At 68.1% G+C, this 22,415-nt stretch carries 18 protein-coding genes; 8 read left to right on the top strand and 10 right to left on the bottom strand.

The genetic code is table 11. The features are described from left to right. Positions 1 to 271: 271 nt before the first annotated feature. Entirely contained in the window at positions 272 to 1,801 is a 1,530-nt protein-coding gene (locus tag ACGFY5_RS16235) for a DUF4331 domain-containing protein (RefSeq protein WP_392720567.1), read from the bottom strand. A gap of 194 nt (positions 1,802 to 1,995) precedes the next feature. Between ACGFY5_RS16235 and ACGFY5_RS16230 the strand changes: the two genes are divergently transcribed. The 4 genes from ACGFY5_RS16230 to ACGFY5_RS16215 are packed head-to-tail and all read left to right on the top strand — an operon-like array spanning position 1,996 to position 7,575. Then, a complete protein-coding gene (locus ACGFY5_RS16230; protein ID WP_392720566.1) occupies positions 1,996 to 3,924 on the top strand; it encodes a methylmalonyl-CoA mutase family protein in 1,929 nt (642 codons plus the stop codon). After that, positions 3,921 to 6,113: a methylmalonyl-CoA mutase gene (gene scpA / locus ACGFY5_RS16225; RefSeq protein ID WP_392720564.1), complete on the top strand. Its 2,193-nt coding sequence runs from the start codon at positions 3,921 to 3,923 to the stop codon at positions 6,111 to 6,113. The genes ACGFY5_RS16230 and scpA overlap by 4 nt, the downstream gene beginning before the upstream one ends. A gap of 34 nt (positions 6,114 to 6,147) precedes the next feature. Further along, the gene (gene meaB, locus ACGFY5_RS16220; protein ID WP_392720562.1) at positions 6,148 to 7,176 is read left to right on the top strand and encodes a methylmalonyl Co-A mutase-associated GTPase MeaB; all 1,029 of its coding nucleotides are present in this window, start codon (positions 6,148 to 6,150) and stop codon (positions 7,174 to 7,176) included. 9 nt (positions 7,177 to 7,185) lie between these two features. Then, positions 7,186 to 7,575, top strand: a complete 390-nt coding sequence (locus ACGFY5_RS16215; RefSeq protein WP_392720561.1) for a pyridoxamine 5'-phosphate oxidase family protein — start codon at positions 7,186 to 7,188, stop codon at positions 7,573 to 7,575. A 1-nt stretch (position 7,576) separates the two neighbouring features. Here the strand turns inward: ACGFY5_RS16215 and ACGFY5_RS16210 are convergent, their stop codons facing one another. From ACGFY5_RS16210 to ACGFY5_RS16170, 9 genes are all read right to left on the bottom strand, one after another. Further along, positions 7,577 to 8,173 carry an excalibur calcium-binding domain-containing protein gene (locus ACGFY5_RS16210; RefSeq protein WP_392720560.1) on the bottom strand — a complete coding sequence of 199 codons (597 nt, stop codon included), beginning with the start codon at positions 8,171 to 8,173 and terminating at the stop codon, positions 7,577 to 7,579. 236 nt (positions 8,174 to 8,409) lie between these two features. Further along, the gene (locus tag ACGFY5_RS16205; protein ID WP_392720557.1) at positions 8,410 to 8,994 is read right to left on the bottom strand and encodes an excalibur calcium-binding domain-containing protein; all 585 of its coding nucleotides are present in this window, start codon (positions 8,992 to 8,994) and stop codon (positions 8,410 to 8,412) included. 82 nt (positions 8,995 to 9,076) lie between these two features. After that, positions 9,077 to 9,325 (bottom strand): hypothetical protein, encoded by a 249-nt coding sequence (locus ACGFY5_RS16200; protein ID WP_392720555.1) that lies wholly within the window; start codon positions 9,323 to 9,325, stop codon positions 9,077 to 9,079. A 64-nt stretch (positions 9,326 to 9,389) separates the two neighbouring features. After that, positions 9,390 to 10,622 (bottom strand): multiple monosaccharide ABC transporter permease, encoded by a 1,233-nt coding sequence (gene mmsB, locus ACGFY5_RS16195; RefSeq protein ID WP_392720553.1) that lies wholly within the window; start codon positions 10,620 to 10,622, stop codon positions 9,390 to 9,392. Then, on the bottom strand, positions 10,619 to 12,157 hold the full coding sequence (mmsA, locus tag ACGFY5_RS16190) for a multiple monosaccharide ABC transporter ATP-binding protein (RefSeq protein ID WP_392720550.1): 1,539 nt from the start codon (positions 12,155 to 12,157) through the stop codon (positions 10,619 to 10,621). The genes mmsB and mmsA overlap by 4 nt, the downstream gene beginning before the upstream one ends. 55 nt (positions 12,158 to 12,212) lie before the next feature. Beyond that, positions 12,213 to 13,343: a multiple monosaccharide ABC transporter substrate-binding protein gene (gene chvE / locus ACGFY5_RS16185; RefSeq protein WP_392720548.1), complete on the bottom strand. Its 1,131-nt coding sequence runs from the start codon at positions 13,341 to 13,343 to the stop codon at positions 12,213 to 12,215. A gap of 38 nt (positions 13,344 to 13,381) precedes the next feature. After that, entirely contained in the window at positions 13,382 to 14,029 is a 648-nt protein-coding gene (locus tag ACGFY5_RS16180; RefSeq protein ID WP_392720546.1) for an L-ribulose-5-phosphate 4-epimerase, read from the bottom strand. Beyond that, positions 14,026 to 15,690: a ribulokinase gene (gene araB, locus ACGFY5_RS16175; RefSeq protein ID WP_392720545.1), complete on the bottom strand. Its 1,665-nt coding sequence runs from the start codon at positions 15,688 to 15,690 to the stop codon at positions 14,026 to 14,028. Before araB ends, ACGFY5_RS16180 begins: the two co-directional genes overlap by 4 nt. Before the next feature lie 11 nt (positions 15,691 to 15,701). Further along, positions 15,702 to 16,691 (bottom strand): LacI family DNA-binding transcriptional regulator, encoded by a 990-nt coding sequence (locus ACGFY5_RS16170; RefSeq protein ID WP_392722475.1) that lies wholly within the window; start codon positions 16,689 to 16,691, stop codon positions 15,702 to 15,704. Between the two features lie 277 nt (positions 16,692 to 16,968). Here ACGFY5_RS16170 and ACGFY5_RS16165 point away from each other — a divergent pair, with 277 nt between their 5' ends. The 4 genes from ACGFY5_RS16165 (at position 16,969) to ACGFY5_RS16150 (ending at position 22,118) form a co-directional block, all read left to right on the top strand. After that, the gene (locus ACGFY5_RS16165; RefSeq protein WP_392720544.1) at positions 16,969 to 17,112 is read left to right on the top strand and encodes a hypothetical protein; all 144 of its coding nucleotides are present in this window, start codon (positions 16,969 to 16,971) and stop codon (positions 17,110 to 17,112) included. Between the two features lie 383 nt (positions 17,113 to 17,495). After that, positions 17,496 to 18,356: an endonuclease domain-containing protein gene (locus tag ACGFY5_RS16160; protein ID WP_392720542.1), complete on the top strand. Its 861-nt coding sequence runs from the start codon at positions 17,496 to 17,498 to the stop codon at positions 18,354 to 18,356. Next, positions 18,346 to 18,993 (top strand): hypothetical protein, encoded by a 648-nt coding sequence (locus ACGFY5_RS16155; protein WP_392720540.1) that lies wholly within the window; start codon positions 18,346 to 18,348, stop codon positions 18,991 to 18,993. Before ACGFY5_RS16160 ends, ACGFY5_RS16155 begins: the two co-directional genes overlap by 11 nt. Further along, a complete protein-coding gene (locus ACGFY5_RS16150; RefSeq protein ID WP_392720538.1) occupies positions 18,990 to 22,118 on the top strand; it encodes a helicase HerA domain-containing protein in 3,129 nt (1,042 codons plus the stop codon). Before ACGFY5_RS16155 ends, ACGFY5_RS16150 begins: the two co-directional genes overlap by 4 nt. Positions 22,119 to 22,415: the final 297 nt, after the last annotated feature.

Raw genomic sequence — 22,415 nt, 5'->3', positions numbered from 1 at the left:
CACCCGTCGGTGCCGCACTCCCCCGCGACGACGACCGCCGGACGGGCGGCAGCGCGCGGCGGGGCGTCCGGAGTGGGCTCGAGCAGTACCGCGGACGCGAGCCCGGCCGCGACCGGCAGAACCGCGACGCATCGGGACTGTCCTCTCAGGAGCTGCCCGGCCTGCCGGCCGGGCCATCGGAAGGGTAGGAGCGCAGACCCGGCCCGCCATCAAGAGGCACGACGCCGCATCCCAGACGCGAAGTGCGCCACAGTCACAAGGCGCGACGCCGTCAGGGCGTGCGGCGGCGGCGCCAGAGCCAGGCCGCGCCGAACGCGAGCAGCCCCGCGCCCCCGACCGCCGCACCCAACGGCACGAGATCGCTCATCTCCGCCGCGGACGCGTTCGCCGCCGGCGACGGATTCCCGGCATCACCCGTGAGCATCGACGGCGCAGCCGAAGGCGCCGATGCACCCGCCTGCGGCGTTTTCGACGGCGAAGCGCCGGACGAAGCACCCGCCTTCGGCAACGCCACATACGGGAACGACTTCTCGAACGACGTGTCGTTCGTGTCCACCGCGTCCCCGAGATCGTTCGGCGATCCGACCAGCTCACCGTCCACCACCTGCAGCGTGATGTCGACGACGTCGTCAGTGAGCCGCCGACCGTTCGGGAACCCGGCCTTGTCACCCTCCAGCACCCCGAGCCGCTTCGGCGACGCCGCAGGCGGAATCGACGTGTTCAACCGCAACTGCTCACTGGGGGTGACCTGGCGCGGCTGGTTCAGGCCCGGCACCCCGGTGAGGAAGGCCTGCACCAGGTCCTGCCGAGGCGTCGCAGGTGACTTGATCTTGTAGATCTTCTCGATCAGCCGAGGCACCTCGGGATCGGTCACGGACTTCACAAAGGCAGAATCTCCCGACGGCGACGACGCATTGAACCGGTCCTTGTCCCGCACCGGCACCACGACCTCGTTCACCAGCGGCATCCCCAGCCGCGACATCTGCACGTACTCACCCGACGCGTCCCGCCGCGACGTCGTCGACCAGATCCCGATCACCGGATCACCGCCGCGCACCAGACGCGACTTCGGCAACTGCAGAGCCACCGAATTGACGTTGTACGGCGCGAGCGTGTCGTTGCCGACCTCGCTCAGGTCCCCGCCGTACAGCACATCGAAGAGGCGCAGGTCGAGGAAGAACGGGTCCTCGGTCTGGCCGGCGAACATCGTGACGCCGTCCTTCGACCGAATCGCCCGGTCGCGGAGCTTCCGGTAGTCCGGCATCGACGCCGCACCGACGTTCGACGGAGCAACCGGCAGCGCCTCGGCGAGCATCGTCCGGCCGGTCTCCGAACCGTCCGGCGCCCACTGGATCTCGTCCAGGCGGTAGGTCTGCCAGAAGTTGAGGTCGGGGTCGTCGAGGCTGGTCACCGGTCCGGTGTTGTAAAGAAAGGTGTCCTGGCTCGCGTACTTGCTGGTGAACTGCCACCGATAGGTGACGTCACGCTTGGCGTCGCCGTTGTTGTCGACGTTGATCTCGTAGCGGGCGTCGGTGGCGAACGGGTAGAAGTTGGGGCCGCCGGCGGGTTCCTCGAACGGAATCCAATTGGCGATCACCGTCACGCTGTCAGGCTTGTCGGGACTGACGAACGCGTACACATCGGTGTTGTCGTACTGCGGGAAGCCCGCGATCGTCGGTGCTTCGCGGTGGCTCGAGGCGGTCGCGGCGGTCGGCGCGAGCGCGAGGGCGGTGACCGTCACTGCGGCGACGGCCGCCGCAACAACGCGGGGTCCGGCCCGGCCAGGTCGGTGCTGGAGCATCGGATGTCCTTCGGTGCGCGGAGTGCCCCCGCGGGGACAGCGACGCCCCGTGACGTCGCATCACCGGTTCGGATTCGCGCGGCCCCCGGATGGGGGCGTGTCACCTAGTTGACAGAACCGATCCAGGCCGACTCGCCCGGTTACCCGGACCACACTTCGGTCAGCCCTGACCGGAACGGTCATACCATCCGGGCATGACGGTGCCGTCCGAGAAATTGCCGCTCGCCGCCGGCTTCGAGCCTGCCGATCGGGAGCGCTGGCAGGACCTCGTGCTTGCTGTCCTGCGCAAATCCCGGGTCGCGGATGATGACACGCCCGCCGCCGCGGTCGAGGATCTGCTCGCGACGACCACGTACGACGGGATCCGCGTCGCGCCTCTGTACACGGCGGCTGACGCGCCCGCCGGAGCTGGCGTTCCCGGATTCCCACCCTTCGTGCGTGGCAACCGTCTGCGGGACCTGACGGCCGAGAACGGCGAGCGTCCGGGCGGTTGGGACGTCCGGCAGCGGCACGCCGACCCGGACGTGGCCGCCTCGAAGGCCGCGATCGCCGCGGATCTGGAGAACGGCGTCACGTCGTTGTGGCTCGTGCTCGGTGACGAGGGCATCCCGGTGAGCGCGCTCCCCGACATCCTCGAGAACGTCTACCTCGACCTCGCCCCGATTTCCCTGGACGCCGGCCCCGCCACCCGTGAGGCAGCCGAAGCCTTCCTCGCGTTGGCAGTCACCCGCGCCACCGACACCGCCCCCGCCACCGCGCACACCGCCGGTACCGCGCCCGCCGCCGGTTCCGCGGACACCGCGCCGGCCGCCGGTTCCGGCCCGGGGGCCGGTGTGCGCGGCAACCTGGGGGCGGATCCGATCGGGCTGCGGGCCCGTACCGGTGCGCCCGTCGACTTGAGCGTTCTCACGGAGCTCGCGCAGCGCACGAGCGGCACCGGGATCCGCGCCGGGCTCGTCGATGCCACGCCCTATCATGACGCCGGCGGCTCGGACGCCCAGGAACTCGGCGCCTCGATCGCCACGGGCGTCGCCTACCTCCGCGCCCTCACCGACGCGGGCCTCAGCGTCGAGCAGGCCCTCGAACAGCTCGAATTCCGCTACGCCGCCACCGCGGACCAGTTCCTCACGATCGCCAAGCTCCGGGCGGCCAGGAGGCTCTGGGCACGCGTCGCCGAGGTCAGCGGCGCCCCCGACGTCCCCCAGCACCAGCACGCGGTCACCAGCAACGCGATGATGGCCGGCCGCGACCCCTGGGTGAACATGCTCCGCACCACCCTCGCCTGTTTCGGCGCGGGCATCGGCGGCGCGGACGCGGTCACTGTCGCACCCTTCGACGCGGTCCTCGGCCTCCCCGACGCGTTCTCCCGCCGCATCGCCCGCAACACGCAGTCGCTGCTGCTCGAGGAGTCGAGCCTCGGCCGCGTGATCGACCCGGCCGGCGGCTCCTGGTACGTCGAAAGCCTCACCGACGAGCTCGCGAAGGCCGCGTGGGACGTGTTCACCGGCATCGAGAGGGCCGGGGGTATCACCGAGGCCCCGCTCGCCGCCGATATCGCACAGACCTGGGACGAGCGCCGGAAGAACATCGCCCACCGGCGTGACCCGCTCACCGGCGTCAGCGAGTTCCCGAACCTCACCGAGAAGTTGCCGGTCCGGAAGCCCGCGCCACCGAGGGCAAGCGGAACCCTCCCCGTGGTGCGGTACGGCCAGGATTTCGAATACTTGCGGGACGCCGCCGACAAAGCCGAAACCCGCCCGAAGATCTTCCTCGCGACGCTCGGTCCCCTCGCCGCCTACACCGCCAGGGCGACGTTCGCCGCGAACCTGTTCCAAGCCGGGGGCATCGAAACCGTCCCGGCCGGTCCGAACCTGGACCCCGAGGCACTGGCGCAGGCCTTCCGGGACAGCGGAGCGAAGACAGCGGTGCTCTGCTCCAGCGACAAGATCTACGCCGCCGACGGCGAGGCAGCGGCCACCGCGCTCACCGAAGCCGGAGCCACCAAAGTTTGGCTAGCCGGCAAACGCGGCACGCTGCCCAACGTCGATCATTATGTTTTTTCTGGTTGTGACGCGGTCGAGGTGCTGACGACGACGCTCGACGACCTGGGGGTTACGCGATGACGATCCCGGATTTCTCGAACGTCGAGCTGGGAGAGCCGAGCACCACGCCCGGCGAGACCGCGGAAACCCCGGTCTGGGACACCCCGGAAGGCATCCCGGTCAAGCCGCTCTACACCGCGGACGACACGCAATCACTGGACTTCCTCGACACCTATCCCGGTATCGCCCCGTACCTGCGCGGGCCCTACCCCGCGATGTACGTGACCCAGCCCTGGACGATCCGGCAATACGCCGGCTTCTCCACCGCTGCGGCGTCGAATGCGTTCTACCGGCGGAACCTCGCCGCCGGTCAGAAAGGCCTGTCGATCGCGTTCGACCTGGCCACGCACCGCGGTTACGACTCCGATCACCCGCGGGTCGGCGGTGACGTCGGAATGGCCGGAGTAGCGATCGACTCCATCTACGACATGCGCCAACTGTTCGACGGAATTCCGCTCGACCAGATGAGCGTCTCGATGACGATGAACGGCGCCGTGTTGCCGGTTCTCGCGCTCTACATCGTCGCCGCGGAAGAGCAGGGTGTCGCTCCGGAACAGCTCGCCGGGACCATTCAGAACGACATCCTCAAAGAGTTCATGGTCCGCAACACCTACATCTATCCGCCACAGCCGTCGATGCGGATCATCTCCGACATTTTCGCGTACACGTCGCAGCGGATGCCGCGCTTCAACTCGATTTCGATCTCCGGGTACCACATCCAGGAGGCCGGAGCGACCGCCGATCTGGAACTGGCGTACACGCTGGCCGACGGCGTCGAATACCTGCGCGCGGGCAAAGAGGCCGGGCTCGAGATCGACAAGTTCGCGCCGCGCCTGAGTTTCTTCTGGGCGATCGGCATGAACTTCTTCATGGAGGTCGCGAAGATGCGGGCGGCCCGGCTCCTGTGGGCCCGCCTCACGAAAGACGCCGGCGCGAGGAACGCGAAGTCGCTCAGCCTGCGCACGCACTCGCAGACCTCCGGCTGGTCGCTCACCGCCCAGGACGTGTTCAACAACGTCGTCCGCACGTGCATCGAGGCCATGGCCAGCACCCAGGGCCACACGCAATCCCTGCACACCAACGCGCTCGACGAAGCACTCGCGCTGCCGACGGACTTCTCCGCGCGCATCGCCCGCAACACCCAGCTGCTGCTGCAACACGAGTCCGGCACGACCCGGGTGATCGACCCGTGGGGCGGATCGGCCTATGTGGAGCGCCTGACGCACGACCTCGCGAAGAAGGCCTGGAGCCACATCGAGGAGGTCGAGGCCGCCGGTGGCATGGCCCGCGCGATCAACGAGGGCATTCCGAAGCTGCGCATCGAGGAGGCCGCCGCCCGCACCCAGGCGCGGATCGACTCCGGCCGCCAGCCGGTCATCGGCGTCAACCGCTACCGGCCCGACGCCGACGAGCCGATCGAGGTGCTGCGCGTCGACAACGCCTCGGTGCGGCGGGAGCAGATCGAGAAGCTCGAGCGGCTGCGCGCAGAACGTGACCCCCGCGCGGTCGAGGATGCGCTGGCCGCCCTCACCAAGGCCGCAGACGCCGCGCTCAACGGTCACCGCGGTCCGGGACTCGACGAGAACCTGCTCGCCCTGGCCGTCGACGCCGCCCGGCACAAAGCCACTGTCGGCGAGATTTCCGACGCGCTCGAGAAGGTCTACGGGCGTCACGCGGGTCAGATCCGTACGATTTCCGGCGTGTACCGGGACGAGGCCGGCGGGGCCGGGAACGTGGCCGCCGCCCGCGAAGCCACCGCCGACTTCGAGCGCGCCGAGGGGCGTCAGCCACGCATTCTCGTCGCGAAGATGGGACAGGACGGGCACGACCGCGGACAGAAGGTCATCTCGTCGGCCTTCGCCGACCTCGGCTTCGACGTCGACGTGGGCCCGCTGTTCCAGACCCCCGCGGAGGTGGCGCGCCAGGCCGTGGAGGCCGACGTCCACATCGTCGGGGTGAGCACGCTGGCCGCGGGACACCTGACCCTCGTGCCGGCGTTGCGCGAGGAACTCGCCGCACTCGGCCGCGACGACATCATGATCGTCGTCGGCGGCGTCATCCCACCCGCGGACGTCGAGCCACTCGCCTCGCTGGGCGCCTCGGCCGTGTTCCTCCCCGGCACCGTGATCGCCGACGCCGCCCTCGGCCTCCTGGCCGAACTCCGCACCCGCCTGGGCCACCCCGACCCGTCAGAAACCGCCCACCCGTGACGGTTGCCGCCCAAGGTTCCACCGCGGGGGCCCGATGACGCGGCCGGCGCCGGACGTCGACGACTACGCGCGAGGGGTGCTCGCCGGGGAGCGGGCATGGATCGCGCGGGCGATCACGCTCGTGGAGTCGCGGCGCGCTGACCACCGGGTGGCGGCCCAGGAGCTACTCACGCGGCTGACCGCAGCCGTGCAGGCGCCGGTCGCCGGGAGCGGACCGCGGCGCCCCGCGGTCCGGCGGGTCGGCATCACCGGCGTGCCCGGCGTCGGCAAATCGACGTTCATCGACGCGCTCGGGGTGTCGCTCACGTCATCCGGCCACCGGGTCGCGGTGCTCGCCGTCGACCCGTCGTCCACCCGCACCGGCGGCAGCATCCTGGGCGACAAGACACGCATGGCCCGGCTCGCCGTGGATCCGTCCGCCTTCGTCCGGCCGTCTCCCAGCGCCGGGACGCTCGGCGGCGTCGCGAAGGCCACGCGCGAGGCGATGGTGATCGTCGAGGCTGCGGGTTACGACGTGGTGCTCGTCGAGACGGTGGGGGTCGGCCAGTCCGAGACGACGGTCGCCGAGATGGTGGACTCGTTCCTGCTGCTCACGCTCGCCCGCACCGGCGACCAGCTCCAGGGCATCAAGAAGGGCGTGCTCGAACTCGCCGACGTGATCGCGGTGAACAAGGCGGACGGCCCGCACGTCCGGGACGCGCAGAAGGCCGCGCGGGAGCTCGCGGGGGCGCTGCGGTTGCTCCACGGTGACCGTGGTGGCTGGGACGCACCCGTGCTGACCTGCAGCGCCTCCGAGGGCACGGGGCTCACCGAGGTGTGGGAGCAGGTCGTGCGGCACCAGGACACCCGGATGGCGTCCGGGGCGCTGGAGGCTCGGCGGCGCGAGCAGCAGGTGCGGTGGGTGTGGACGATGGTGCAGGATCGGCTGCTGGCGTCGTTGCGGGACAACGCGAGGGTGGCGGAGGTTGCTCCGAAGGTGGAGCAGCAGGTGGCCGAGGGAACCCTCACCCCGGCCCTGGCCGCCGACGAGATCCTCACCGCCTTCCACACCGACCGGGATTAGGGTCGGGGGGTGCGATTCGACCCCGTTGACCTGCCGCCCGCGGCGCTGGAGTTCCTCACCGTTCGGCACCTCGCCACGCTCACGACGCTGCGTCCGGACGGTTCGCCGCACGTGACGCCGGTCGGGTTCACGTGGGACGCCGACGCGGGGCTGGCGCGGGTGATCTGCTCGGGGCCGTCGCGCAAGGCACGGAACGCGGCCGTGACGAAGCGGGCCGCGTTGTGCCAGGTCGACGGTGGGTACTGGCTCACGCTCGAGGGCGCAGTCGAGGTTGTCTCCGACCCCGCCCGCGTGGCCGACGCCGAGCGCCGCTACGCCGCCCGCTACCGCCAGCCCCGCGAAAACCCGCTCCGAGTGGTCCTGGAGATCACCGTCACCACAGTCCTCGGCCGCATCTGACTCACTCGCAGCCGATGCCGTCGCCGTCTCGGTCCAGGTGTTTGGCGTAGCCCAGGTCGCCGACGTGGATGGGAGCGGCACCGGCGGCGCGAACGGCGTCGCAGTTCTTGTAGTAGACCGACGCCGGAGCAGTGGTCTTCGGCGGTGCGGGTTTCGGGGCCGGAGGCTTCGGTGCCGAAGTTGTGGGCGGCGGGTCGGCCCGGCGGGTCGACGGGGCCGCGTAGCGAGTCGACGGTGCCGCGTCGCGGGTCGACGGGGCCGGGTCGGAGGCGGAGTCGGCCCCGTCCGTCGCCGAGCCGGGCTCGGCGTCGGCCTCCGCGGCGGGGGCCTGATCCCCGATGAGCGGCGCCGCGGTCGACGGCACTACCGACGGCGACGTCGTCACCGACGGGGTCGGTGACGCAGAGCTCGCCCGGGCCGGCTCCGTGGCCGCGACGATCGAGGCACTCGGTGCCGGGTCATCCCCGAGCGATCCGATCACGCCGAGCACGCCACAGAGCCCGCACACGGCGAGGATCGCACCCCCGACTCCGAGGAGCACCCAGTGCAGCGGCTGCAAACCTGTGCGACCGCTGGGAACTTGCGGTGAATAAGACACCGCGTGATGTTATGAACTGGCGACGCTCCGCAACGACAGCCGCACGTCCCGCGTCACCTCAGGCAGACGGCCCCAGCCGAACGGCTAGCTTCGGACGCCATCGGGCACCCCCGGCAAACCCACTCACCCGTTCGGCACCAAACCCCACCCGCGAGTCCGTAACACCCCCCGAATCACCGACCACGGCGCGCGCCGGTTCCTGGTCGCCGGCGAGATCCGGCGCGGCTGCCACCGACTCATTCGCAGCCGATGCCGTCGCCGTCTCGGTCCAGGTGTTTGGCGTAGCCCAGGTCGCCGACGTGGATGGGAGCGGCACCGGCGGCGCGAACGGCGTCGCAATTCTTGTAGTAGACCCCGGCGCCGCTGTCATCAGCCGGAGCCTCGGCCCGCGCCGTCGTTCGGGCCGGCGCGGGAGCCTGGGTCGTGCGGCGAGGCGCCGCGGCGCGGGTCGTCGGCGCGGCCTCGGGCACCGCCCGTCGGCCCGCATCGACATCCGCAGAGACGTCCACCTCGGCGGAAGCCTCCGCAGTCGCCTCCACCGAGACGTCGACGTCAGCGCGCCCTCCGAGAACCTCGTCGTCGCCGACGAGGGGCGCGGAGGCGGACGGGGGCGGCGTGGCGGACGGCGACTGCGGTGCGCTCGGCGACGCTGGGGCCGCCTCGACGCCGGCAGTCGGGACCGGGTCGGTGTCGGCGAAGAACACCGAGGTCACGCCGCACAGGCCGCAGAACAAAACCAACACCCCGCCCAGCGCGATCAGCACCCAGTACGGGGCATCCGAACGACGACGGACGGGGTGTTGCGGCGGCGCATAGGACACGACGTGAGCCTACGAACCCCACGTTTCTGCAGGTCGAACGGCCCTCACGCGATTGTGACGCCCGTTACTCCTGCGAGAAACGTTACTCCAGCGGGCTCGGGTTGGCGGTTGGCGAGAGAACGGCGCCGGCATTACGCCAGCCGGTCCAGTCACTCGCCACCCGCCCCACCCCTGACTTGGTGTCCCCGAACTCCGCGATGGCGGCGGTCAGCGCGAGCGTCGCGTGCACTTGCGCGAGCGCCGCGTGCGCCGTCATCCACTCCGGTTCCTTGTCGGTAGCCGACTCGGTCGCGTACTTCTGCGCGTTCAGGTAGTGCTCAGGTCCGTTCACGAAGTCCCCCGATCAGCGCTTAACACCCAGATCGGAAGATAACCGACAGAAGACCTGTTAAAACTCAGACCCCGGCCCGACGTCGCTTGTTGTAGAAGTCGAACGCCACTGCCGCGAGCAGCACCAGGCCCTTGATGAGCTGCTGCCACTCCGTGCCGACACCCAGGATCGACATGCCGTTGTTCAGGATGCCGATGATCAGACCACCGATGATCGCGCCCGGGATCGTGCCGATACCGCCGGTCACGGCCGCGCCACCGATGAACACCGCGGAGATCGCGTCCAGCTCGAACCCGTTACCGGCGCTCGGGTTCGCCAGGTTCAGCCCCGCCGTGTAGACGAGCCCGGCCAGCGCCGAGATCACGCCCATGTTCACGAACAGCCAGAACGTCACCGACTTGGCCTTGACGCCCGACAGCTGCGCCGCCGCGAGGTTGCCACCGATCGCGTAGATGTGCCGACCGAACACCGCCCGGCTCATGACCGCGGTGTACCCGACCACCAGCACACCGAGGATCACCAGCACGATCGGCGTGCCGTCGTAGCTGGCCAGCTGCACGGTGACGAGCAGGATCAACGCAACGGCGAAGGCCTGCTTCGCGGCGAACCACCAGAACGGCTCGTCCTCGAGGTCGTACTTGCGCCGCTCGCGCCGCTGCCGGAAGGCCGAGGCCACCAGGGCCAGCGACGCCAGCACACCGAGGATCATCGTCAGTGGCTCGTACCCGCTGGAGCCGAACGTCGGCAGGAAGCCGGAGCCGAGGTCGCGGAACCCGTCCGGGAACGGGGCGATCTGCTTGTTGTCCAGCACGATCTGCGCGAGGCCGCGGAACGCGAGCATGCCGCCGAGCGTCACGATGAACGCCGGTATGCCGAAATACGCGATCCAGTAGCCCTGCCAGGCCCCGACCAGCGCACCCGCCAGCAGGCACAGCACGACCGCGAGCGGCCACGGCAGGTCCCACTTCGTGATCATGACGCCGGCCAGCGCACCGATGAACGCCACGACCGACCCGACCGACAGGTCGATGTGCCCGGCGATGATCACCATCACCATGCCGACGGCCAGAATCAGGATGTAGCTGTTCTGGATGATCAGGTTGGAGACGTTGATCGGCTTCAGCGTGATGCCGTCGGTCGTGATCTGGAAGAACACCACGATGACGATCAGCGCGATGAACAGCCCGACCTGGCTGAGCTGGCCGGTCAGGTAACTCAGGGCGCCACCGAGCGGGCGCTTCGCCGGAGCGTCCGGCGCCCCCGCCGGTGGTTTGTCCAATCCCGTGGGGGCGCTCATGCGTCCACCTCTCGATATTTGGTCATGTACTGCATGAGGCCCTCGGCCGTCGCTTCGCTCCGCGGGACGTCGGCCGTGATGTGACCCTCGGAAAGCGTGTAGATCCGGTCGCAGATCCCGAGGAGCTCCGGCAGTTCGGACGAGATGACGATGATGCCCTTGCCCTCGTCGGCCAGCCGGTTGATGACGGTGTAGATCTCGTACTTCGCGCCGACGTCGATGCCCCGCGTGGGCTCGTCGAGGATCAGCACCTCGGGGTCAGCGAACATCCATTTCGACAGCACGACTTTCTGCTGGTTACCACCGGACAGCTTGCCGGTGTTCACCGTGACGTTCGGCGCCTTGATGTTCATGCTCTTGCGGAACCGCTCGGCGACCGTCGATTCCTCGGCGTCACTGACCATTCCGAACCGAGCCAGCTTGCCGAGCGCGGAGCCCGAGATGTTGCGCTTGATGTCGTCGATCAGATTGAGGCCGTAGCGTTTGCGGTCCTCGGTGACGTAGGCGATTCCGGCCTTGATCGCGCGCGGAACCGTGTTCGTCTTCACTTCGACGCCACGCTTGTAGACGTGGCCGCTGATGTCGGAACCGTAGCTGTGGCCGAAGACGCTCATCGCGAGCTCGGTACGACCGGCGCCCATCAGGCCGGCAATACCGACGATTTCGCCCGCACGCACCGAGAGCGACGCCCCGTCGACCACCTTGCGGGTGCGGTCGATCGGGTGGTAAACGGTCCAGTCCTCGATCCGCAGCAGCTCCTCGCCGGGGGTCGACTCGTGGTCCGGGAACCGGCTCTCCAGGCTGCGGCCGACCATTCCGCGGATGATGCGCTCCTCGGTGACGTCACCGGAATGCATCTCCAGGGTCTCGATCGTCTTGCCGTCACGAATGATCGTGACGCGGTCGGCGATTGCCTCGATCTCGTTCAGCTTGTGACTGATGATGATCGACGTGATGCCCTGCTCGCGCAGCTGGCTGATCAGCCCCAGCAGGTGGGCGGAGTCGTCGTCGTTCAGCGCAGCGGTGGGCTCGTCGAGGATGAGCACCTTCACTTCTTTCGAAAGCGCCTTCGCGATCTCGACGAGTTGCTGCTTACCCACACCGATGTCGGTGACCTTCGTGATCGGGTTGTCGCGCAGACCGACCCGCTTCAGCAGTTTCGCGGCTTCGAGGTTCGTCTTGTTCCAGTCGATCCAGCCGCGCTTCGCCTGCTCGTTACCCAGATAGATGTTCTCGGCGATCGACAGGAACGGGCTCAGCGCCAGTTCCTGGTGAATGATGACGATGCCGGCAGCCTCGGAGTCGTTGATCGACTTGAACTGCACCGGCTGACCGTCGTATTCGATGTCGCCGTCGAACGTGCCGTGCGGGTAGACGCCCGAGAGCACCTTCATCAAGGTGGATTTTCCGGCACCGTTCTCGCCGCAGATCGCGTGGACGGTTCCGCGTTCCACCTCGATCGACACGTCTTGCAGGGCTTTGACACCCGGGAACGTCTTCGTGATGTCGCGCATCACGAGGATCGCGTCCTGCATGAGTTCTCCCAAGGCAGTGCCGGTGGGTGGCTGACGCCACCCACCGGCAAGCGGCCTACTTGTCCAGTTCCGCCTGGGTGTGGTAGCCGGTCGAAATCACGTCGGACTGCACGTTGTCCTTGGTGACGACGACGGGCTCGAACAGGTAGCTCGGGACGACCTTGACCTTGTTGTTGTACGACTTGGTGTCGTTGACCTCGGGGTCCTTGCCGTTGAGCAGGTCGTCGGTCATGGTCGCGGCCTGGTGGCCGAGCTTGCGGGTGTCCTTGAAGATCGTCGAGTACTGCTGGCCGGCGAGGATCGACTTCAGGCTCGGAACCTCGGCGTCCTGGCCGGTGATGACCGGGAGCTTCTTCGCGCCGGAGCCGTAACCGGCACCGGTCAGCGCCGAGACGATGCCCAGCGAGAGGCCGTCGTAGGGCGAGAGGACACCCTGGACGGTCGCGCCACCGGAGTACGACTTGGCGATGAGGTTCTGCATACGCGCCTTGGCCGTGGCCGGGTCCCAACGCAGGGTGGTGACCTGGTTGAACTCCGTCTGGCCGCTCTTCACGACGATCGTCTTGTTGTCGATGTAGGGCTTGAGCACCGACATCGCGCCGTTGAAGAAGAAGTTCGAGTTGCTGTCGTCGTTGCTACCGGCGAAGAGCTCGACGTTGAACGGGCCCTTCTTGTCGGTGGCCTTGCCGTCCTTGTCGACGACGCCGAGGCCCTGCAGCAGGCTGGTGCCCTGCTGGACGCCGACCTTGAAGTTGTCGAACGAGACGTAGTAGTCGACGTTCTCGCTGCCGGTGAGCAGTCGGTCGTACGAGATGACCTTGATGCCGGCCTTGTGGGCGTCCTCGAGCTGGTCGCTGAGCGAACCACCGTCGATCGACGCGACGATCAGGACCTTCACGCCCTTGGTGATCATGTTGCCGACCTGCTTGACCTGCGTCGGGATGTCGTTGTTCCCGTACTCGAGGTCGACCTTGTAGCCGGCCTTCTCCAGGTCGGCCTTGACAGCGTCACCGTCGGCGATCCACCGCTCGGAAACCTTCGTCGGCATGGCTACGCCGATCAGCGCGCCCTTGTTGTCGCCGGGCTTCGCCTCGTCGTCCGACGAGCCGCGGCCGCCGCCGCATGCGCTGAGTGCCAATGCCAGGCTCAGGGCAACTGCGCCGCCGAGCACCTTCTTCGCCTGCATTTCTTGTCCTTCTGTGGAGGGGGTTGGGTGGAGCCTTACTACTGGCCGTAGACGTTCTGGTAGCGGTCGTACAGCCGGTCTACGGACGTTTTGTCGACCGGTTCCACCGGTCCGGCTTGCTGTGCGATGTGGACGGTACGCGCGACGTCCTCTAGCATCACCGCCGCCTTCACCGCCGCTTTCGCGCTCTTGCCGATCGTGAACGGACCGTGACTTTTCATCAGCACGGCTTTCGACCGGTGGCCTTCGAGCGTCTCGACGATGCCGCGGCCGATCGAGTCGTCGCCGATCAGCGCGAACGGGCCGATCGGGATCTCGCCGCCGAACTCGTCGGCCATCATCGTGAGCACGCAGGGAATCGGTTCCCCCCGCGCTGCCCAGGCGGTGGCATACGTGGAGTGAGTGTGGACCACTCCCCCGACGTCGGCCATGTGCTTGTAGACGTAGGCATGGGCGGCGGTGTCACTCGACGGGGACAGATCCCCCTCGACGAGGTTGCCGTCGAGGTCGCAGACGACCATCGATTCCGGCGTGAGCGCGTCGTAGGACACACCGCTGGGTTTGATGACGAAGAGGTCCTCGCCCGGGACGCGAGCCGAGACGTTGCCGGCGGTCCAGATGACCAGACCCCAGCGGATCAGCTCCTGGTGCAGGCCGACGAGTTCCTCGCGGAGCTGCTGGATCATCGGTGGGCCTCGTTCCGGATCCGGCGCAGGCGGTGCAGGAGACCGTTGCTCCCGAAATAGTCGTGGAGCGTGCGGTACTCGACGTAGAGGGCCTCGTAGGCCTTCGCGCGGGCCGGGTCGGGCCGGTAGACGGCACGTTCGACGCGGCCCATCGCGTTCGCGGCGGCCGGCACGTCCTCGTAGGCGCCGGCGGCCACCGCGGCGTGGATCGCCGAGCCGAGGGCGGGCCCCTGGTCGGAGCCGATGACCGAGATCGGGCGGTTGGCGACGTCGGCATAGATCTGCATGAGGAATTTGTTCTTCAGCAGGCCACCGGCGGCGACGAGTTCGTCGACCGGGACGCCCGACGCCTCGAACGCGTCGATGATCGTGCGGGTACCGAACGCCGTGGCCTCGACCAGGGCGCGGTAGATGTCCTCGGGCTTCGTCGCGAGCGTGGCACCGACCAGGACCCCGGAGAGCTCGTGGTCGACGAGGATCGAGCGGTTGCCGTTGTGCCAGTCCAGGGCGATGAGGCCGGAGGCGCCGACGGCCTGTTCGGCGGCCAGTTCGGACAGGTACTCGTGCGGGTCTTGATTCTTTTCGGCCGCAGCTTGGTGGTACGAGGGGGGCAGTTGCGTGTCGACGAACCAGCCGAAGATGTCGCCGACGCCCGACTGACCGGCCTCGTAGCCGTAGAGGCCCGCGACGATGCCGCCGTCGACGACACCGCACATGCCCGGTACCTCGGCGAGCGTGGCGCCGTTCATCACGTGGCACGTACTGGTGCCCATGATCGCGACCATCTGGCCGGGCGCGATCGACTGCGCCGCCGGAGCGGTGACGTGGGCGTCGACGTTGCCGACCGCGACCGCGATGCCGGCCGGTAGCCCGGTCCATTCCGCGGCGCTCTCGGTCAGGCTGCCGGCGCGGTCGCCGAGTGCTGCCAGTGGGTGCTTGATCTTCTCTTCCACGAAGTCCGCGAAGTTCGGGTTCAGCGCGGCGAGGTACTCGCGGGTCGGCCAGGCGCCGTCCTGGAAGATGCCCTTGTAACCAGCAGTGCACTGGTTGCGCGTCTCGACGCCGGCCAGCTGCCAGATGATCCAGTCGGCGGCCTCGATCCAGCGCTGCGTCTCGGCGTAGATCTCGGGGTCCTCTTCGAGGACCTGCAGGCCCTTGGCGAACTCCCATTCCGACGAGATCTTGCCGCCGTAACGGTTGATCCACGGCTCGCCGCGTTCGTGGGCCAGCGCGTTGATGCGGTCGGCCTGGCCCTGTGCCGCGTGGTGCTTCCAGAGCTTCGGCCAGGCGTGCGGGCGGTCCGGGTGGAGCTCGCTCAGCGGCGTGCCGTCGGCCGTCGTCGGCAGGACCGTGCAGGCGGTGAAGTCGGTGGCGATGCCGATGACGTCGTTCGGATCGATCCCAGCGTTCTTCACGGCGGCGGGCACTGCCGTCTTCAGCACGTCGATCCAGTCGCCGGGATGCTGGAGAGCCCAGTCCGGCGGTAACTGCTTGTCGTCGCCCGGCAGCGTGCGTTCGATCACCGCGTGGGCGTACGGGTGCACGGCGGTGCCCACCTCGACGCCGTCCTGCACGCGCACCACCAGTGCACGGCCCGACAGCGTGCCGTAGTCCACTCCGACCACGTATGTCGCTGCGTTGTTAGCGCTAACATCAGTCATGGCCACCTCCTTTAGTTCTTGTGCTGCACGGGGCCGGTGCTGTCGCGAAGTACCAGGTCAGGCGGGATGACGACTCGTTCGTCCGAGCGGGGGGCGCCCTCCACCTGGGCCACCAGCAGCGCGAGGCTGCGGCGGCCGACCTCGCCGAAGTCCTGACGCAGCGTGGTCAGCGGAGGCGCGAAGTACGCCGCCTCCGGGATGTCGTCGAAGCCCACGACACTCACGTCGCCGGGGACGTCGATGCCGGCCTCGGCGAAGGCCCGGAGCACGCCGATCGCCATCTGGTCGTTGGCGACGAAGACCGCGGTGTGGTCGTTGCGTGCGGCCAGGGCGAGGCCGGCTTCGTAGCCGGTGCGGGGGCTCCAGTCGCCGCGGATCACGGTATTCGGCATCTCCCCGGCTTCGGCGAGCGCGTGGCGCCAGCCGCGCTCGCGTTCCTCGGCCTCGTGCCAGTCGTCGGGGCCGGCGATGTGGGCGATCCGGCGGTGGCCGAGGCTCAAGAGGTGGCGGGTGGCCCGTACCGCACCCAGGTACTGGTCGACCGCGACCGTCGGCATCGGACCTTCGCCGCCCTCAACCGCGACCAACGGCATTCCCCGCGGGGCCTCCCGGAGCGCGGCCGCGGTCGCCGCCCGGGACGTGATCGCGACGATCCCCTCCACGGACTGGGCGGTGAGGTGCTCGAACGCCTCGCTGAGCGAGCGCCGGTCGGGTTCGCGCAGGCCGGCGATGCTCACCGCGTAGCCGGCGTCACGGGCCGCGCGCTCGATCGCGACCAGCATCGACGCCGGTCCGTAGAGCGTCGTGTTAACGCTCACCACGCCAAGCTGCCTCGTACGGCCGGTGGCCAGCGCACGGGCCGCCGTGTTCGGGCGATAGCCCAGCGTCATCATCGCGGCGCGGACTCGTGCCCGAGTTGTGGGGCTGACGGCGGAGCTGTCGTTGAGGACGCGGGAAACCGTCATGTGCGATACCCCCGCCAATCGAGCGACGTCGGCCATGACCACGCGCCGCTCCACGACGTTCTCGCCTGCCGGTTCGGCCAGTCCCACCACGACCCACACCTCCGCCCGCTTGTCGGCGCTGTGGCTCAGGTCACCGCGCTGGCCGTGATGTTAGCGGTAACACGAGGCGGGTCAAGAGAACGTTGCCGTTCGGTTACATAGCCGGGCACTGAACCGATACAGTCCATTGTGGTCCGGGGAACTTCACGTGGCGAGGTTTCTGGTCCCGGTGACGGCGGGTAGCCGAATGTCGCAAGGATTTCTCGTTCGGAAGGTGGTTCTGATGGCGACCGGCTCGGCCGTGAAGAAAGACGTCAAGAAGACGGCGAAGACCGCCAAGAGCGAAGCCAAGGGCACCGGCAAAGCCGTGAAGAAGGACGCCAAGAAGGCCAAGCGCAAGGCGAAGGCCAAGGCCTGACGCCTCCCCTGCCCCGCCCCGCCCATCCCCTCCGGGCGGGGCGGTTTTCTGTCCACACTCGCCCATCCAGGTAGGGGTAGTAACCCACCTGGTCACAGTCGCTCGCCGAGCGTTTGGCATTGTGAGCAGTGTGTCCGGTGGTCGTCACCCAGCGGGCACGCTGCTAGGGGCGAGCAGGGACTTGGGGCATCGGGGGCGCAGTGCGGTCGAATGGTTCGTGGTGGGCATCGTTACCTCCCGGTCGCGTTGTCCACCTCATCGACGTAGACCCCGAAGCCCTCGCCCTCGCGCTTGATCCGTTACCGCGCGACGCGCCCGTAGTGCTGACTTACCGGCCGCGAGCGACCGCTTCACAACCGGCGATCGTCGCAGAGGTGCTCGGCTTGCTCGAAGCATCGGCCGTCTCGCTGTTTCCGGCATGGCTCCCGGAAGCCGCCGGGATCACGGACCCCACCGAGACGAACGTGGCGGCGGTCCGCGCGCTCGCGTCCCGTCTCGCCGGCAAGAGCCGCCACTTCGGCCCATTCCTCGCCGATCTCGCGGTTCGGGCCCTGACCGGCGTCGGCTCCAGCGCGACGTTCCAACCCGAAATCCGCGCTGCGGGCCTCACCCGTGTCTTGCTGGCTGCGTACTCGCGCGCCGACGTCGTCCTCGCCGTTGATGTTCCGGAAGACATGCCGCCCTCTCACGAGACGCCGCTGATAGCTGCTCTGGAGTGGCTGGCATTCCGCGGCGGGTTCGGTGGGGTGTGGCTGACCGGGTCTCCGCTCTCGGACGTCGACCGGGTCCAGACGCAGCGCGTGCGGCTTCCCACCGCAGTCGGGGGACCGCTTCCTCCGACGGACGAAGTACTGGCGATTCCCTCTTTGGGTGGACAGCCGAACCCGAACAGCGCTGCGGAGAAGTTGCTCGAGAAGGTGCTCAGCAGTCGCGCCTGGGCCCGCGGCCGCGCCTGGAACCGGCCGTTCTCGTTCGGTCCCCTGACGAACGAAATTCGCATCGACCTTTTGTGGGAGGCCGAGCGCATCGCCGTGGAGGTGGACGGCCCGGAACATCGAGGCCCTCTCCACTATGCCACCGACCGAACCCGCGACGTCCTCCTGCAAACCGCAGGTTACGCGGTGCTCCGCTTCACGAACGACCAGGTACTGGACGACGTCAACGCCGTCGTTCAGCAGCTCGAACTCTTCCTCGACAAGCGACGCGTCGTCGGACGCGGAAAGGGATCCAGCCATGCCGATTGACGCTCTGACGCCCCCGCAGCGCGCCGCACTGCTGCTTCTGTTGGGCGTGACTTCCCAGATCGGCAACAACGATCTGAAGGAGCGGTACGGGGTCACGCTCACCGGCAAGGACAAGAAGCAGCTGAACGATCTGAAGCTCGTTGTATCCGGGAAGGTGGCCGGCTTCGGCAACCAGATCTTCCACGAGCTCGATGAGCCGGGCTGGGCCCGTGCGCGCGAAGAGTTGACCGGGGACCTGCCCACGGGTCTGTGGGGCCGGGCGGTGGCGCTCAGCACCGCGGAGCAGTTGGACCGATACCTGCGTCGCGCGGATCTGCGACTGCACGACGTGTTCCAGGCAGCGGACAGTCCTGAAGAAACCGCTGCCGCCGAACCGGTGGGGCTACCGGACCGCATTCGGGCCGCTTACTGGGAGATCACCAAGAAGCCGAACGGGTGGGTGCTCCTCTCGGCACTGCGCGAGCAGTTCGCTGACGTTTCCCGCGCCGATCTGGATACCGCGCTGGTCGCGCTGAACTCCGCGCCGGATGTCTCGTTCTCCACCGAGACGAACAAAAGGTCACTCGCCGATGGCGGCGCAGGGGCAGTGACGATCGGCAATCAGAAGAAGCACCTGATCGCGATCGAGGGCGCATGACTGACATCGAGCTCAGAGCGCTCCGCTCCGTCCGGATTCATTTCGCTCCGACCCCTGACGACGTCTGGAATCCCAATCCGTTCCACGTGGACGGCATGCACCAGGGTGCGATCGACACCGTGCTCGACGGCTTGGAAGACGCCTTCGACAGTGACGGGAGCAGCCCCATCGGCGTCATCATTCAGGGGCAGCGAGGTACTGGAAAAACCCACCTGATGGGGTGGCTCCGCGACCAGATCCAGGACCGTGACGGCTACTTCTTCCTGCTCAGTCTCGTCGATCCCAACGCATTCTGGCCCAGCGCGGTCGTGTCGATCCTCGACGGTCTGACCCGCAAGGTTCGCCGCCAGATGCCACAGCGGAGAACGCTGCTGACCCGCCTGGCGAGCGACGGCGAGCTGGCCCCCGAGCTACTCCCCCAGATCCTTGGAGACGAGCCACTCACTCCGCCGGCACTCACCGCCTTCATCCGCGCACTTCAGCGAGTCGACGACCAGATCGCGCGCGACTGCCAGGACACCGCTCGGGCACTCGTCCTGTATGGTTCCGCCGATCTGGAGACCCAGGACATCGGCCAGAACTTCCTGCACTCGCACGCGGACGAGGCCGGTTACGGCGCTGCTTGGGGCATCGGCAAGTACGTGAAGGATGCGCGACTCATCGTCCGCGACCTTTCCCGCCTCCTCGCGCTGACGGGGCCGAGCGTGATCGGCGTCGATCAGATCGACCCGATCATCACCGCTGCCGCGAGCGGTGCGGCCGGCGGCGCATCCGGTGACGGAGCTGCCCAGAACATCGCGCTGGACCAGATCGCCGAAGGGCTGATGTCTCTCCGCGAGAACACTCGTCGGACGCTTACCGTCCTGACCTGCAGCCCGACCGCGTGGACGTTGATCACCGACGAGGCGATCGACGCCGCCCAGGACCGCTTCCGCGAGGCACCGCACCTCAACACCATTCCGACCGAGGACTTCGCTCGGGCTCTGATCGCAAAGCGCTTCGAGCGGTATTACCGCCGAGTCGACTTCGAGCCGCCCTACCCGACCTGGCCGGTCGCCCCCGGTGCGTTCCAGGGAGCCGACAAGTTCACGCCACGGGAACTGCTGAAGCGCGTCGACAAGCATGTGCGGGCGTGTGTCGACCGCAGAGAGGTCGTCGAACTCACGACGCTCGCCGATCGCATCGGCGGCTCGGAGCCGAAGAAGCCGCCGCTGGATGTGATGACGGCGCTGGACGCACGATTCGAGCAGCTCATCGCCTCGGCCGACGTCTCCCGTGTGCTGGACCCGTCCACCGAAGACGCGATCGTGCCCAGGTTGCTCAATGCCGGGCTGGAAGCCTGGATCTTGGAGAAGGAAGACACCGAAAAGCTGTTCTCATACGACCCGCTCCCTGGCATCAAGCCGCCGCTGCACGCCCGCCTACGGATGACGCTGGACGAGAGAACAGAGGACGAGGCGCACTGGGCGTTCCGCGCGATCGGTGCCGAACACCTCAATGGCGCCCGGCCGCGGATCCAAATGGCCTGCATGATGTCCGGTCTCTCCCAGAAGATGCCGAAGCGGCGCCTGTTCCTGCTCCGGAACGCGGAGTGGCATGCGACTCCGGGCACGAAGACCTGGCACGTGTTGGAAGAGTTCAAGAACGCAGGCGGTCGCACGCTTCCGGTTTCACAGGCCGACCTCGCGGTGCTCTCCGCCTTGAGAGTGTTGCTGGACGAAAGCCCCAACCACCTTGAAACTTGGCTCGAAGATCGCCGACCGAGCGAGCGCATCGAGTTTCTCCGTGAGGCGCTCTCCGATCTTCCGACGGGTGGCGGACCGATCGACGTTCCACAGCCCGACCCGTCGCCGCTCGAACCCCGCACACCGCTGGAGACCCCGGCGCCGGGTGTTCCGACGCTCGTCGTGGGGCGGGCGATCGACGACGGCGGGCCGGTGAGCGTCGAGTTGGAGGCTTTGCGTAAGCACACGGCGATCTTCGCGGGATCGGGGTCGGGCAAGACCGTGCTGATCCGACGGCTGGTCGAGGAGTGCGCCCTGCAGGGGGTTTCGTCGATCGTGCTCGACCCGAACAACGACCTCGCGCGGCTCGGTGACGCCTGGCCGAAACCGCCGTCGGGATGGGGCGACGGTGACGCGGCGAAAGCCTCCGACTACCTGAGCGGCACGGACGTCGTCATATGGACGCCTCGGCGGCAGGCCGGACGTGCGCTGAGCTTCCAGCCGCTGCCGGACTTCGCGAGCGTTCGCGAGGACCCGGACGAATTCGACGCCGCGATCGACGCCGCGGTGGCGACGTTGGCTCCGCGGGCTCGCGCGGACGGCGGGACCGCCCGATCGGTCCGGTCTCGCGCTGTGCTCACCGAAGCGCTCCGGTTCTTCGCTCGGAGCGGCTTTTCCACCTTGCGCGAGTTCATCGGCGTGCTGGCCGCGTTTCCCGAGGACGCCAGTCGGCTCGAGAACGCCGACAAAATCGCCGCTGAGCTCGCCCAGGATCTCAACGCCGCGGTCGTGAACGATCCGTTGTTCGGCGGCTCGGGCGCGCCGGTGGACCCCGGAGTTCTACTGACGCCGGCGCCGGGCAAGCGGGCGCGGGTGTCGGTCATCAGCCTGGTCGGGCTGCCGTCCGACGAACAGCGACAGAGTTTCGTCAACCAGTTGCAGATGGCGTTGTTCGCCTGGGTGAAGAAGAATCCGGTCGGTGACCGCCCGCTGGGCGGTCTTTTCGTGATGGACGAGGCGCAGACGTTGGCGCCGTCCGGGGCGATGACCGCATGCACGCAGAGCACGTTGGCATTGGCGTCGCAGGCGCGGAAGTACGGGCTTGGCCTGGTGTTCGCGACGCAGGCGCCAAAAGGTCTGCACAACCGTATTCCGGGCAATGCGGCGACCCAATTCTTCGGACTGCTGAACGCGCCGGCGCAGATCAGCGCCGCTCAGGAGATGGCGAAAGCCAAGGGCGGGAGCGTGCCGGATGTTGGCCGGATGCGTACCGGCGAGTTCTACGCGGCGCCTGAGGGGTCGCAGTTCGTCAAAGTGAAGACGCCGTTGTGTCTGAGTTATCACCCGAAGAGTCCGCTGACCACGGAAGAGGTCGTGGAGCGGGCGCACGCCGGGGCGTGACACCAGGCGCTGCACGGTTTGTGACCCCATAAGGGGTCAAGTGTGCAGCGCTTCCCTGGGGATCGAACCGGCGGCCTTGGTTGGCACGTTTTCGGGAGAACGGGGTCTGCCGCCACCTCTAGCGTCTTGATCAACAGCCGGCCCACTACTCCGGCCGGCGGAAGTACCGAAGTTCCTCCCCTCGACATCAGGAGCACCGACCATGAGCGAGTACGAGACCAACGTCGACGTCGACGGCGACGGCACCTACGACGACGTCAACTTCTCGGAGAACGCAGACGGCAGCGTCACCATCAC

Origin of the sequence: Cryptosporangium sp. NPDC048952, assembly GCF_043197895.1 — a bacterium.
Taxonomy (GTDB): domain Bacteria; phylum Actinomycetota; class Actinomycetes; order Mycobacteriales; family Cryptosporangiaceae; genus Cryptosporangium.
This window is presented reverse-complemented; position numbering and strand designations above follow the sequence as displayed.